The organism is Rhizobium sp. RU35A (assembly GCF_900156005.1).
In the GTDB taxonomy this organism is placed as follows: domain Bacteria; phylum Pseudomonadota; class Alphaproteobacteria; order Rhizobiales; family Rhizobiaceae; genus Neorhizobium; species Neorhizobium straminoryzae.
Map to the genome: position 1 here is coordinate 1 of NZ_FTMR01000029.1, position 14,292 is coordinate 14,292.

The 14,292-nt window shown below is 61.5% G+C and carries 8 protein-coding genes and 2 pseudogenes; all 10 read left to right on the forward strand.

Annotated elements, in window-relative coordinates:
• Positions 1 to 697 precede the first annotated feature (697 nt).
• Positions 698 to 874, forward strand: coding sequence for a hypothetical protein (locus tag F3H95_RS27325; RefSeq protein ID WP_188134505.1), 177 nt, complete (start codon positions 698 to 700; stop codon positions 872 to 874).
• A 185-nt stretch (positions 875 to 1,059) separates the two neighbouring features.
• Positions 1,060 to 2,094: a DUF3991 and toprim domain-containing protein gene (locus F3H95_RS26475; protein WP_149748168.1), complete on the forward strand. Its 1,035-nt coding sequence runs from the start codon at positions 1,060 to 1,062 to the stop codon at positions 2,092 to 2,094.
• Positions 2,095 to 2,159: 65 nt separating this feature from the next.
• A complete protein-coding gene (locus F3H95_RS26480) occupies positions 2,160 to 2,765 on the forward strand; it encodes a DUF1419 domain-containing protein (RefSeq protein WP_149748169.1) in 606 nt (201 codons plus the stop codon).
• 92 nt (positions 2,766 to 2,857) lie between these two features.
• Positions 2,858 to 7,948, forward strand: coding sequence for a DEAD/DEAH box helicase family protein (locus tag F3H95_RS26485; RefSeq protein WP_149748170.1), 5,091 nt, complete (start codon positions 2,858 to 2,860; stop codon positions 7,946 to 7,948).
• Between the two features lie 825 nt (positions 7,949 to 8,773).
• Positions 8,774 to 10,525 carry a ParB N-terminal domain-containing protein gene (locus F3H95_RS26490; protein WP_149748171.1) on the forward strand — a complete coding sequence of 584 codons (1,752 nt, stop codon included), beginning with the start codon at positions 8,774 to 8,776 and terminating at the stop codon, positions 10,523 to 10,525.
• On the forward strand, positions 10,522 to 11,415 hold the full coding sequence (locus F3H95_RS26495) for a hypothetical protein (protein ID WP_149748172.1): 894 nt from the start codon (positions 10,522 to 10,524) through the stop codon (positions 11,413 to 11,415). Before F3H95_RS26490 ends, F3H95_RS26495 begins: the two co-directional genes overlap by 4 nt.
• The gene (locus F3H95_RS26500; RefSeq protein WP_149748173.1) at positions 11,412 to 11,723 is read left to right on the forward strand and encodes a hypothetical protein; all 312 of its coding nucleotides are present in this window, start codon (positions 11,412 to 11,414) and stop codon (positions 11,721 to 11,723) included. The genes F3H95_RS26495 and F3H95_RS26500 overlap by 4 nt, the downstream gene beginning before the upstream one ends.
• A 394-nt stretch (positions 11,724 to 12,117) precedes the next feature.
• Entirely contained in the window at positions 12,118 to 12,705 is a 588-nt protein-coding gene (locus tag F3H95_RS26505; RefSeq protein WP_149748174.1) for a hypothetical protein, read from the forward strand.
• A 277-nt stretch (positions 12,706 to 12,982) separates the two neighbouring features.
• Positions 12,983 to 13,699: pseudogene (locus F3H95_RS26510) on the forward strand (ArdC-like ssDNA-binding domain-containing protein); the annotation flags it as partial.
• A gap of 164 nt (positions 13,700 to 13,863) precedes the next feature.
• A pseudogene (locus F3H95_RS26515) lies at positions 13,864 to 14,199 on the forward strand (site-specific integrase); the annotation flags it as partial.
• Between the last annotated feature and the right edge of the window lie 93 nt (positions 14,200 to 14,292).

The window sequence follows — 14,292 nt, forward strand, 5'->3', positions numbered from 1 at the left end:
GCGCTGAACCCATCGCAAACCTCCTGTTTGCCACAGAGATTCAGATTCGTCCGCTTTTGGGAATCCCACGGGTCGGCATCAACGACGGTTGGTATTACAGCACGGTATGGGAACGACCGCCTGGTTCTGCGACCCCCAAGCTCCATGGCAGAAAGGCACGGTCGAGAACACAAACAAGCGTGTTCGACGATACCTGCCGCCGGAAACGATTGTGCTGGATGTCAGCAACCAGGAGATCCGCTCCCTATGTGACAGGCTGAATGACACGCCGCGCAAGTGCCTGAGATTTCAAACACCAAAGGAGATGTTCAGCAGACATCTATCGGCTCTGGAGAGGCAATGCGTGTAACCTTCGAAGCAAAGTTGCATTCAAACTGGAACCAGCAAGCGGAAAATAAACAGGAAAAGTGCCTCGGTGACCCGGGATGGTGCCTTCTACTCGTTTTCGTCTGCGAACTGTTGAGACACCCGAACGTCGAACGTCTAGCGCCGAGATCTCGCTCCATTGAAAGCAGACCGATCCCGCATCTTGTGATGGCGTCTTGGACTAGGTCCGGATCTCCGTCGATCAACCCTCAAGGGGTCGGCTAGCAAGCTGCCGCCGCTCCGTCTGCGCCTCCGCGGTGATCGCGACCGTCCCTATTCCTTTGAGGAGCCATCAGCGGGAATTGGCCCGCTTCCGATGGAGCACCTCAAGATGGCATACGATCTTTCTCTCGCCCAGTCTCACGCCTTCCACCTTTGCAACAACCTGATGGTTCCCATCACCCTGTTCAAATCCGGCGACGAATTCGGCGTCCTTCCGTCCGACGAACTCGATGACGAAGACGACCTTGAGATCGTGCATGAATACTTCCCGCGCGGGTCTCATTGAGACCCGCCTGTTCCTGCCGCTGGCGACCTGTCGACCGCAAGGGAAGCTTCGCCGCAGCGCTCTGCTGCAACTTTTGTCAGTTGCGCCCTGCGCCCTTGCCCCCTCCGCTCTTCGCGGCGGGACAGAGGTGACCCGCATATTGCGGGAAGGGAAAAAGGGACGGTCGCGCTGCAACCGAAGGGAAGATGAAGCGAGAAGAGTTGGAGGCGCTGCGCGCCAAGGTGAGTTGCGAACCCGTGCTGGAACGAGCCGGTTACGAAATCGATCTGAAAGAAAGCAGCCGTCGAGCCGTCAAATATCGGCACGGTGGCAACATCATTATTGTGACCCATGAGGGCCGAGGCTGGTTCGATCCGTTGGGTGATGAGAAGGGTGACGTCTTCGGCCTTGCGATGTTTCTGGAAAAGATGACGTTCCCGGCCGCTGCGGACGCTGTCGCAGCGCTGGTCGGGTTTCAGCTTTCCCGGCCGGAATGGCGTCCGTCGCGATCTGCAGTGTCAGACGAGGCCATTGCTGACCGTTGGCGATGCCGGCGCTCGCCTTTTCCCGGATCGGGCGCGTGGCGCTATCTATCTTGGCAGCGCCTGATCCCGCCTGCCATAATCCGGCAGGCCATTCGAGAAGACATCCTGCGGGAAGGACCTTTCGGCAGCATGTGGGCGGCGCATGTCGATAGCCACGGCCGAGTGGTCGGTTGGGAAGAGCGAGGACCCAAATGGCGCGGGTTCTCGACCGGGGGATCCAAGCTTCTGTTCCGATTGGGTCGGAGTGACGCCAACCGCCTTTGCGTCACCGAGGCCGCGATCGACGCGATGAGCCTCGCAGCGCTCGAGGGTTCGCGCGAGAGAACGCTCTATCTCAGCACAGGCGGCGGGTGGTCACCGGCGACAGATGCGACGCTTGCCGAGCTTACTATGCGACCCGGACTGACATTGGTCGCGGCCACGGATGCTAATTCCCAAGGGGACATTTACGCAGAACGATTGCGTGCGGTCGCTGAAGCGTCCGGCTGTGACTGGCAGCGGCTCCGTCCGCCGACAGAGGACTGGAACGAGGTTCTGAAAGCCAAGGATAAGGAGAGACGGGAAAAGAAGATGGCAAAGAAGATGAGGCCTGCCGCATGCGCGCCGGCCGCATCAAGGGAGGCTTCGCCCGGCACGCCGGCCCTTGACCCAGCCGGACACGGACGCAGCCACGCGGGAGGGGTCATGAAGGACTGAAGAGGATGGTGAGGTCGAAACGACAGTGCTGCCTTCGGTCCCCAAACCCCGAAAGGATCAAGCTGATGAGTTCGATATCCCTCCCCCGCAAAGTGTTTCAAGGTGTTGCCAAACGCGCCGAGATGTTCCGGATGTTCGACCGGCACGCCAAGCGCCCAGATCGATTTGATGGTCATCAGTCGGCCACCTATGCTGGAGAATGGTTTGAGATCGACGAGACCTCATACACCTACATGCTCGACATCCTTCCACCCCTCTGGATGCGCGGTCCGATATTTGCGATGCGCGAGTTCATGACCGGTTCCGTGACCTCGGTCTTCTACGCGATCTGGATCGATAACGCCGTCCGCTATTTCCACGCCTACTGCGACCTGTCCGATCCGAACTCGGTCGAGGCGATGCGCTCGGCGATCCTTGACCGCGAAACCCGGCCGGTTCTGGCGATGAGCCGAGAGGAACGGCTCGAACATATCTGGAGCACCACTGCGGACGACTATCGCGGCTATGCCGGCTCCCGCCGGCCGAAGCCGATGCAGGGCCATCGCACGATCATGCTCTATGGCGGCAAGGAAGGCGCGTTCCTGAAACTGCTCGATACGCTCAGCGACGAAGAAATCGCGGCCAAGCTGCCGGTGCATCTGCGCCACCTCCCTGCACCCCTGGCCGCCTGAGCCAGATCTCACTTTCGCAAAATCTGCGCGGCAACCGGTTGGGTGTCCGACCGAACGACAGCGCTCGTTCCCATACCAAAGGAGCCTTTCCTATGAGCAACGATCCCTTCACTCTCGACATGTTCGGCAGCTCTGCCCTGTCCTCCGGCCTTGGGCTTGGTGTAACCGCGTTCGGCGGTTTCTCTCCGGGTGCTGCCAATGATGACGACCCGGATCCTACTCCGCCCGCACCAGCCCCTGCCCTCCCCGTCATTGCCGCACCTGTTCGGCGAGCGGGGTCTCGGGCAAACTTCTATCTTGACGGCGACCGCGCGTTGGGCGCCAGCTGGAAGGATCGCGCCCGTGCCAATGTCGCGGCAATCCTCGTTGCCGACGGCATCGCCAGGCAGAACCGGCCCGCGACGCCCAAAGAGCAGGCGCAGCTCATTCGCTTCACTGGCTTCGGCGCCAGTGAGTTGGCCAATGGTATGTTCCGTAGGCCGGGCGAGGTCGATTTCCGCAACGGCTGGGACAGTCTAGGTTCCTCGCTAGAGACCGCAGTGTCCGAAGCGGACTATGCCTCACTTGCTCGCTGCACGCAGTATGCGCATTACACGCCGGAGTTCATCATCCGGGCGATGTGGGCAGGCATCCAGAGGCTTGGTTGGCGCGGCGGCCGGGTGCTGGAGCCGGGCATTGGCACAGGCCTGTTTCCGGCGCTGATGCCGGAGCAATATCGCGACGCGGCCTACGTCACCGGGATCGAACTCGATCCGGTCACGGCCCGTATCGTCGGCCTACTGCAGCCGAAGGCGCGCATCATCAATGGCGACTTCGCGCGCACCGATCTGGCGCCGATCTACGATCTCGCCATTGGCAATCCGCCCTTTTCCGATCGGACCGTTCGCTCAGACCGCGCCTACCGGGCGCTCGGCCTTCGCCTGCACGACTATTTCATCGCCAGGTCGATCGATCTCTTGAAGCCCGGCGCACTGGCCGCCTTCGTCACCTCTTATGGGACGATGGACAAGGCGGATGCGACAGCCCGCGAGCATATCGCCAAGTCCGCAGACCTGATCGCGGCCATTCGTCTGCCCGAGGGCAGTTTTCGCCGCGATGCTGGCACGGATGTCGTCGTCGACATCCTCTTCTTCCGCAAGCGAAAGCTCGGTGAGCCTGAAGGCGATCAGCTGTGGCTCGATGTCGATGAGATCAGGCTGGCCACCGATGAAGAAGATGCGATCCGCGTCAATAGGTGGTTTGCCCGTCATCCCGACTTCGTACTCGGCACGCATGCCCTGACTTCCGGCCCGTTCGGCGAGACCTACACATGCCGGCCCCGCGACGGCGAGGATCTTGAAACGGCCCTCGCAGATGCCATCGAACTTCTGCCGGCCGATCTCTACGATGGCGAGCCGACACCGATCGATATTGATCTGGAGGAAGAACTCGGCGAGATCGTCGATCTGCAGCCGAAAGGCGGGACTGTTCGCGAGGGCAGCTTCTTCCTCGACCGGTCGAAGGGCCTGATGCAGATGCTCGACGGATCGGCCGTGCCGGTCATCGTCCGCAAGGGCCGCAGCGGAGATGGCATCTCGGAAAAGCACGTCCGGATCATCTCAAAGCTCATCCCAATCCGGGATGCCGTCCGCGAGGTGCTGAAGGCACAGGAAACTGATCGACCCTGGCGTGATCTTCAGGTACGGCTGCGGATCGCTTGGTCGAGCTTCGTACGTGATTTCGGGCCGATCAACCACACAGTCGTATCCGTTCAGGAGGATATCGAGACCGGCGAGGTCAAGGAAACGCATCGCCAACTGAACCTCGCACCGTTCCGTGACGATCTCGATTGCTGGCTGGTCGCCTCGATCGAGGACTACGATCTGGAGACGGACACGGCGAAACCGGGGCCGATTTTTTCCGAACGGGTTATTGCGCCACCGGCGGCGCCGACCATAACGTCGCCGGCAGACGCGCTCGCTGTCGTGCTGAACGAGCGCGGGTACGTCGATATCGATCATATCGCCGAGCTACTGCATAGTGATCCCGCAGATGTGGTCGACGAGCTCGGCGAGGCAATCTTCCGTGACCCGGTCGATGGATCGTGGCAGGCAGCCGACGGATATCTTTCCGGTGCAGTCCGCACCAAGCTGGCCGCCGCGCAGGCCGCGGCCGAGCTCGATCCGACCTATGAGCGCAATGTCCGCGCCTTGACTGATGTTCAGCCGGCCGATCTTCGCCCCTCCGACATCACCGCGCGTCTTGGCGCGCCATGGATCCCGGCTTCCGATGTCGTCGCCTTCGTTAAGGAGAAGATGGAGGCGGACATCCGCATCCATCACATGCCGGAACTCGGCTCTTGGACGGTCGAGGCGCGCCAGCTCGGTTACAGCGCCGCCGGCACATCGGAATGGGGCACCAGCCGCCGCCATGCCGGTGAACTGCTTGCCGATGCTCTGAACAGCCGGGTCCCACAGATCTTTGATGTGTTCAAGGATGCCGACGGCGAACGCCGGGTTCTCAATGTCGTCGATACCGAGGCGGCGCGCGATAAGCTGCAGAGGATCAAGCAGGCATTTCAGGACTGGGTCTGGACGGACCCCGATCGCACCGACCGGCTGGCGCGGGACTATAACGATCGGTTCAACAATATCGCGCCGCGCAAATTCGACGGTTCCCATCTCAAACTTCCGGGCGCTTGCTGCGCGCTTGCTCTCTATGGGCACCAGAAACGCGGTATCTGGCGGATTATCGCCGATGGCTCGACCTATCTCGCGCATGCTGTCGGCGCCGGCAAGACGATGACCATGGCGGCCGCCATCATGGAACAGCGCCGGCTCGGTCTGATCGCCAAGGCGATGCTCGTTGTTCCTGGCCACTGCCTGGTACAGGCCGCCCGCGAGTTCCTGGCGCTCTATCCTAACGCGAGGATCCTTGTCGCCGACGAGACCAATTTTACAAAGGACAAGCGCGCCCGTTTCCTGTCGCGCGCGGTGACCGCCACGTGGGACGCGATCATCATCACCCATTCCGCTTTCCGCTTCATCGCGGTTCCCTCAACCTTTGAACAGGCGATGATCCAGGATGAGTTGCAGCTCTATGAGGATCTGCTGATCAAAGTCGACAGCGAGGATCGCGTCTCACGCAAGCGCCTCGAACGGCTCAAGGAAGGTTTGCAAGAGCGTCTGGAGGGACTCGCCACTCGCAAGGACGATCTGCTGACGATTTCGGAAATCGGCGTCGACCAGATTGTCGTCGACGAGGCGCAGGAATTCCGAAAACTGTCCTTCGCCACCAATATGTCGACGCTGAAGGGCATCGATCCGAACGGCTCGCAGCGTGCCTGGGATCTCTATGTGAAGTCCCGCTATATCGAGACGAAGAATCCCGGCCGGTCCCTGGTGCTGGCCTCGGGTACCCCGATCACCAACACGCTCGGCGAGATGTTTTCGATCCAGCGCCTGCTCGGTCACGAGGCACTTGCCGAGCGAGGACTGCACGAATTCGATGCCTGGGCCTCGTGCTTCGGTGATACGACGACCGAACTCGAAATCCAGCCATCCGGCAAATACAAGCCGGTCAGCCGATTTGCCTCCTTCGTCAACGTGCCAGAACTGATTGCGATGTTCCGGTCGTTTGCCGATGTCGTGATGCCAGAGGATCTCCGGCAATATGTGAAGGTGCCCAACATCTCGACCGGGCGGCGGCAGATCCTGACGGCCAAGCCGACCGCCCTGTTCAAGACCTATCAGCAGATGCTGGACGCGCGCATCAAGACAATCGAGAACCGTGAGGGGTCGGCCAAGCCGGGCGACGATATTCTGCTCTCCGTCATTACGGATGGTCGCCACGCGGCGATCGACCTGCGTTTCGTCATACCGGCGGCCGAGAACGAGGCAGGTAACAAACTCAATCTGCTCATCCGCAATGCCTACAGGATCTGGAAGGAAACTGGTGAAGCGACCTATCGTCGTCCCGATGGCAAGGACTTCGAGCTGCCAGGCGCCGCGCAGATGATTTTTTCCGATCTCGGCACGCTCAACGTCGAAAAGACCCGTGGCTTCTCGGCCTATCGCTTCATCCGCAACGAACTGGTCCGGCTCGGCGTGCCGGCATCACAGATCGCCTTCATGCAGGACTACAAGAAGACCGAAGCCAAGCAACGGTTGTTCGGCGATGTCCGCGCCGGCAAGGTCCGTTTCCTGATCGGTTCATCCGAGACCATGGGCACGGGGGTCAACGCCCAGCTTCGCCTGAAGGCTCTCCACCACCTCGACGTGCCATGGCTGCCGTCGCAGATCGAGCAGCGTGAGGGCCGGATCGTGCGTCAGGGCAACCAGCATGACGAGGTCGATATCTTCGCCTATGCCACCGAGGGCTCGCTCGACGCCTCCATGTGGCAGAACAACGAGCGCAAAGCTCGGTTCATCGCCGCCGCGCTCTCCGGCGACACCTCAATCCGGCGGCTGGAGGACGTCGGTGAAGGCGCGGCAAACCAGTTTGCGATGGCCAAGGCCATTGCGTCAGGCGACGAACGGCTGATGCAGAAGGCGGGGTTGGAGGCCGATATTGCCAGGCTTGAACGATTGAGGGCCGCCCACGAGGACGACCAATATGCTGTCCGTCGGCAGATGCGGGATGCAGAGCGTGAGATGGAGGTATCAACCCGGCGTATCGCCGAGATCGGCCAGGATATCGGGCGTCTCAGGCCGACGACTGGCGATGCCTTCACCATGACGGTGCTCGGTCAGGACCATACCGAGCGCAAGGAGGCCGGTCGCGCGCTGATGAAGGAGATATTGACGCTGCTTCAGCTGCAGCAGGAGTGCGAGGTGCATCTGGCGACGATCGGTGGCTTCGATCTGGTTTATGAGGGCGAGCGCTTTGGCAAAGGGGATGGCTATCGCTTCGAGACCCTCCTCCAGCGCACCGGCGCCGACTATGAGATCGACTTGGCAATTACGGTCACGCCGCTTGGCGCTATTTCTCGTCTGGAGCATGCGCTCGATGGCTTTGACGACGAGCAGCGTCAGTATCGGCGGCGGCTGGAGGAAGCCGAACGCCGTCTGGCCTCTTACCGGTCGCGTGACGGCGGTGTTTTCGCGTTTGCCAATGATCTGAAGGAAAAGCGACTAAAGCTTAGGGCAATCGAGGCCCGGCTGGCGGAGGATCTGGACGACGAGACCAACGCAGCCGCCGCATAGCTGCATTGCACAATAAATGTTTTCCGTCTGGTCAAAATTCAGGCATAAGGCCTGCAGCTGATGCACATGACGGTCACCTCCCAGTTCCGTCGCAGCAGCTGTTCCCCTCTGGAGGTTCAAGATCTCCACACTTCATGGGCCGCGGTCTTCCGTCGGCCCTTTCTTTTTGCCCCAGATCGCCGTTGCACTTTCCGTCTGCATGTCAGCTCCGAGATCGAGCGGCCAACAGTGCGAACGCGATTAAAACCACGGCAGCAATCGCAAAGTGCCCGCTCGCGGACGCCTCCATACCCAGGAGCTTTATTGACAGATAGTCGATCGGGTTGTTCATGGCGCACCTTGCAGCAAAGAAATCAGCGCTGCCTTGCTGCCGCACATCGCCCGAAGGGGCCTTTCATTCAAGAAATGGCATTTCTTGCCCAAAAGCTCGGACTTTGAAGAGGCTTCAAGAGGGGTTTGAGGCCACTTCAAACCGGCTTTGAAAGAAACTTGGGATTTTATCGCCGGCCGCTGAAATATTTTTCCAACTCACGTGCATCGGTTTGAAAGTAACCTGAAATGGGAGGAAAGGGAGACAGAAAACAGGAAATTGCCTATCGCCGATCGGTCCTCCTGCCGTCGCTATCGCTCAACCGCCGCCTGCGCCATCCCGGCCACTCGTCCTTCGCTGGGCTTTAAGCCCAGCTTGTCCAGCGTAGCAGGGATGCTCGGCCGCAGTTGCAGCAGTCCGGCCGCTCGGCGGTCCGGGAGGTGTCTTCGAAGAAATGAAGACAGGAAGGGCTGGCAAGGCGCCGGTCCGGAACCCTCCAGACAAGGACAAATCCCATGCAGATCATGAAGGTTGACCCGCGCGCACTCAAGGAAAATCCTGACCGGATGCGCCAGACGAAGTCGTCGCCGCAGGCCGATGCGCTGATGCTCGCTACCATCAAGGCCGTCGGTATCGTCCAGCCGCCTGTCGTCGCGCCCGAAGGCGATGGTGGCAACGGCTACATCATCGACGCGGGCCATCGCCGCGTCCGGCTCGCCATTGCCGCCGGCCTCGAAGAAATTGAAATTCTGGTTGTCGATGCGGCCAACGACAACGGCGCGATGCGCTCCATGGTCGAAAATAGCGTTCGTGAAGCCCTTAACCCGGTCGACCAATGGCGCGGAATCGAGCGGCTCGTAGCCCTCGGCTGGACCGAGGAAGCGATCGCCGTCGCTCTCGCCCTTCCCGTCCGCCAGATCCGCAAGCTGCGCCTGCTCGCCAACGTCCTGCCGGCCATGCTCGAACAGATGGCCCTGGGCGATATGCCGTCCGAACAGCAGTTGCGCGTCATCGCGGCTGCCGGCCAGGTCGACCAGAAGGAGGTCTGGAAAGCTCACAAGCCGAAGAAGGGGGACACGGCGCCTTGGTGGCAGATCGCCAACGCCCTGACCAAGAAGCGCATGTATGCCAAAGATGCGAGCTTTGGAGATGATCTCGCTCAGGCCTACGGTATTGAATGGGTCGAGGATCTATTCGCGCCAGCCGACCAGGATGGTCGCTATACCACGAACGTCGAAGGGTTCCTCGGTGCCCAGCATGAATGGATGACGAACAATCTGCCGAAGAAGGGTGCGATCGTCGAGGTCAACAGCTGGGGCCAGCCGGAAATTCCGAAGAAGGCGTCTCAAGTCTACGGCAAGCCGTCCAAGTTCGACCACGCTGCGATGTACCTCGATCGCGATGGCAAAGTGCAGACTATCCATTATCGCATGCCCGAGGTGGCGAAGCCAATGAGCAGTGCTGGTGACGGCTCTGTCGGTGGCGGTGATGACGCCAACGTCACACCGAAGGTCCGGCCCGATGTGACCCAGAAGGGCCACGACATGATCGGCGATTTCCGCACGGATGCGCTCCACGATGCGCTCGGTCGCGCGCCGATCGAGGACGACATGCTGATGGCGCTGATGGTGCTGGCCTTCGCGGGACAGAACGTCCGCGTCGACTCCGGTGCGGGTGGCACCTTCTATGGCGGCAAGCGTTTCTCGCGACATGCGGTCGGCTTGTTCGATGAGCATGGCAAGCTCGCCTTCGATCAGGACACGCTACGGGTTGCCGTTCGCTCGGTCCTCATCGATGTTCTGTCGTGCCGCCGAGGCATATCGAACAGCGGCATGGTCGCGCGCATCGCAGGCGATGCGATCGGCGCCGACGAGTTCCTTCCCAACATGGGTTCGGAGGACTTCCTGTTGTGCCTGTCGCGTCAGGCGCTGGAAGCGTCTTGCGCCGAGACATCGATTCAGCCACGGCAAAAGGTCCGGGAAACCCGCGCAGCGCTCGTCGAGCATTTCGCGAGCAAACGCTTCGTCCATCCTTCCGGTCGCTTCGCTCCGGCGGCTGACGAGCTGCTCGACTGGATTCGTGCAGGTGCTACCGCTGACGTCATCGGTACGGGCTCCCAGGATGACGAAGACGGCAATGTTGGCACCTCGGCTAAAGAGCATGAGGGGCCGGTCGAAGAGGATGTCGATCAGTACGATCCGCACGACGCTGACGGCGCAGCCAACGAAGAGAACGACCAGGACTTCGACCAGAGGGCAGCAGCATGACCGCGACTGTCCAGTCGAAAGTCGCCGCATCCACCCCCGATCTTTCGGGGGTGGAGTTCGCCACCAGCGCTGACGGAATGCTGGTCGCCCGCGTTGATGACCTTGTCCTTGCCATGGTCAGAGCGCCTAGCGGTTTCGCATTCCTTGCGAGCGCCGTCTTCGTTCGCCGGCCGCTGGTTGAGCTGACGCGCGGCGATTTCATCGGACACGACGGCCGGGTGGCCGACGAGGCCGAGTTTCGAGCGCGTGTCGCCGAAACGGCTGGCCACAAACGTGACCTCGCTGCGCTGAACCGCGTGCAGACGCGCATATCGGCGAGCACGCCCTGGGGCGGTTCGCAGATGTCGATCATCTATGCCGACGGCATCATCGCTCATAGCACGGCCGGCCACGGTGGTTTTCACCTCTCTGCCGACAGAAATGCAAAAATCCACCCGTTGCTGCGCAAAGACACCCCCTGGTACGAGGAGGATTGCGAATGGGCGATCGTGGCGCTCAGCTTTCCGGAGCTGTTCACTGCTCACGAGCGGGCCGCGGCGGAAAAGACCATTCGCAATACCTGGCCTGATGAATGGGAGGCGATCAACGGCGCAAAGCTGACCGAAGGCGAAAGCTGGATCAAGGATTGCCGCGCGTTTTATCAACGCCATGCGGCAGACTACGTCGTCACCTCGGCGATCTTCTCCGAGCATCACCCAGGTATGACCGAGGTCGTGGCGGTCGTCGGCGGCAACCGACGAACTGACGACGATGAGCGTCGCTTCCTGGTGCCGAGCGACGAGTATGCCGGGCGTGGTCGGTTCGGATTCGTCATAAATCCCGTCCGTCATGCCCAGTATCATGGGCCGTCCTCCTTCATCGGCTGGCGAGGTCGGGAGGATGGGTCATGATCGACATCCTCGCTCTAAAGCCGCTGGACAAGGCAATAGGCGCCCGGCGTGAGACCCTGCAGCATCTCAATTGTCTGACCCGGCAGATTGCAGCGCGCGCCGGGCGGCAGACGATCACGGTGAAGGTCCGGAGCCGGGCGTGCCGTCGGTCTGGTCTCCGTCTTTACCATCAGGAGCTGGCCGATCGCCTGGCTTTCGATCGGTGGGGCGAACTCGACACGCTCGCATCAAGGCTGGTGGTGCACGCGCAGATCATCGACGCGCTCAAGCATTGCGGTGATGCGCCTTTTTCGTCGGTGGCGGGGTAGGTGGACCTCGAATGGGCTGTGCGCTGGATGGCATCTGGTCATCTTGTAGCCACGACATCTCCCAGGGTGGCGGGCTTGCCCATATCGTCCCTCGTGGGCGTGCATCTGATATCGAACCCGTGCCGGACTGCCCTTCTTTTCGTTGCGGTCTGAACCGGCGGCCGGTCGTTTCAAGGCCGCTGGCGCGCCGCAGAGCGGCCGATCCAACCTCTCGGCGCGAGGCCAGGCCCGCGGTCTGCTCAGGTCAAGCCCTGCTGGCCCGCAAACCTGTCCTGCTGGTTCAGTCGGATCGGACCTGTGAAGCCGCCCGTCCTTTGCCGGTTCTTGAGTGCCCGCATCGAAGGGCAGACCGGCACGGGCCGGAACCGCTTCGGCAGCCACGGAAGGAACAGACATGGCCAAGCCCGCCACCCCTAATCGCTCCACCGCCCGAACGGCGCAATCACGCCGCGGGACCACCCTCGAAATGGTCCGCCTCTCCTGCCCCGACGCCGTCCAGGCGCACAAGATCGCCGAAAGCTTCGGCACGGCCATCATCGACAGCGATGGCATCCGCAGCCTGCATGAGCGGCTGATCGTCGAGACCGCCGAAAGCCTTTCCGAAGGACTGGGCGAGAGAGCGATGCAGATCCACCTGCAGCGCATTGTCGGAGCCTTCGTCGGATCCGCGCATGGCGCTGGACAGTTTTACTCCCGCGCGGTTACCGAGGCGCGTGACGCGACCGCCAAGGCAGCCAATGATCCCCGCGACGAGGATCTCGACGGTCCGGTCGGCTATGACAGCGCCGCCCAGCGCAAACGGGAATTCGCAGCCGACATGGGTGTCCAGTCCCATGCGCTGCGGATGGCGGCCGAGGGAGCAGTGGCCGCCTACGAACAGGTTGTCGGCGAAACCTGGAAGCCCTTCGACCGGCCGGTCGAGAACCCCGGCGCATCCCTCGATCGAAAGGCGGCCGAGGCTCAGATGGCGGCCTTCGGTTGATGCCGCTGGCGGGGGTAACCCCGCCCTTTCTTCTTGATCAGAGGCTGGCGCCCGACTGCGCCGGCCTTTTTTGTGTCGAGAGGGAAAGCTGGAGACGTGCCCGTCGCGTCCCGTCCCGCTCGGCGGTCCTGCATGAGCCGGGCGCCCAAGCAACGGCTTTGCCGTCCTCCACGCTGTTGCGGCCGTTCCGGTGCATGGGCTCGGCCTCCGGCTCCTGGCGTCGGACCTCCGTGACGGACCGCGACAGGCGCGGTCTTGAGAAAAGGAGAAGGAAGTCATGATCAGGAAAACGGAAACCGATCGCGTCGACATCTACACGCGGATTACTGAGCGGATCGTCGAGGATCTCGGACAGGGCGTGCGCCCCTGGATCAAGCCGTGGAGCGCCGCCAACACCGGTGGTCCTGTTACCCGGCCGGTGCGCCATAACGGCCTGCCCTACTCCGGTATGAACGTGCTCCTGCTGTGGTCGGAGCAGCTGTCGCGCGGCTTCTCCTCTTCGATGTGGATGACATTCAAGCAGGCGCTGGAACTGGGCGGAGCAGTCCGCAAGGGTGAAACAGGCTCGACGGTGGTCTTCGCCAGTCGGTTCACCAAATCCGTGGCCGACGGGAGCGGCAACGATGTGGATCGGGAAATCCCGTTCCTGAAGGCATATTCGGTGTTCAATATCGAGCAGATCGATGGCCTGCCTGACACCTATTATGCCCCGCCGGCCAAGGTGCGGGATCCCGTCGAGCGCATCGAGAGCGCCGATCGCTTCTTCAAAGCGACGGGCGCAGTCATCCGGCACGGCGGCAATCAGGCTTACTACTCACCTGTCATGGACTATATCCAGATGCCGCCCTTTGAGGCGTTCCGCGATGCTGCCGGTTACGCGGCCGTCCTCAGCCATGAGGCGACGCACTGGACGGCGGCGGAACATCGCGTCGACCGTGACCTGTCGCGCTATGCAAAGGACAGGACGGAACGAGCCCGTGAAGAGCTCATCGCCTTATCTTGACAGTCTGCACCGACTCTCAGCCTCATGCTTAGGTTGATGCACACGCTGACGGAGGCGCTTTCCAGGCCGGACGCAGCGCTTCCCAAATAGCTGGCGGAGGCCGGCCTGGAGAGTGCCGGCCGAGTTGAACTCCTTCGTTGATGCTGGCTCCCCGGATGGGGGTCCGGGGGAAGGTTGAACAACTTGTGGACAATGTAACGACGGTTTCGAACATCTCCATTCAGGAGCGCCGATCAACGGATGGGCTTGATGCCCATGTTCCGATGATCCTGCGGGACGGCAAGCTTTACGATCCCGATCTTGATCGTTTCTTTCTGGACCTCCCCCTCGACGGCGTGCGCTCCCGCCACTCTCTCCGTGCCTATGGTTATGACGTCCTGGTCTGGGTCCGTTTTCTTTCGGAAGCCTGCGGCAAGACGGTATGGCAACCTGACCGACACGATGTTCTCGCCTATCATCGAGTTCGCCGCCGGGCTGAAGCTGGGAAGCGTGACGTGCTCCCCGATTTTGGGCCACCGGGAGCTGGAATTTTCCGGGGTTATGGCTCAGGTCAGCGGTGGTGCCGATGAGCCCTTCATGAGCGA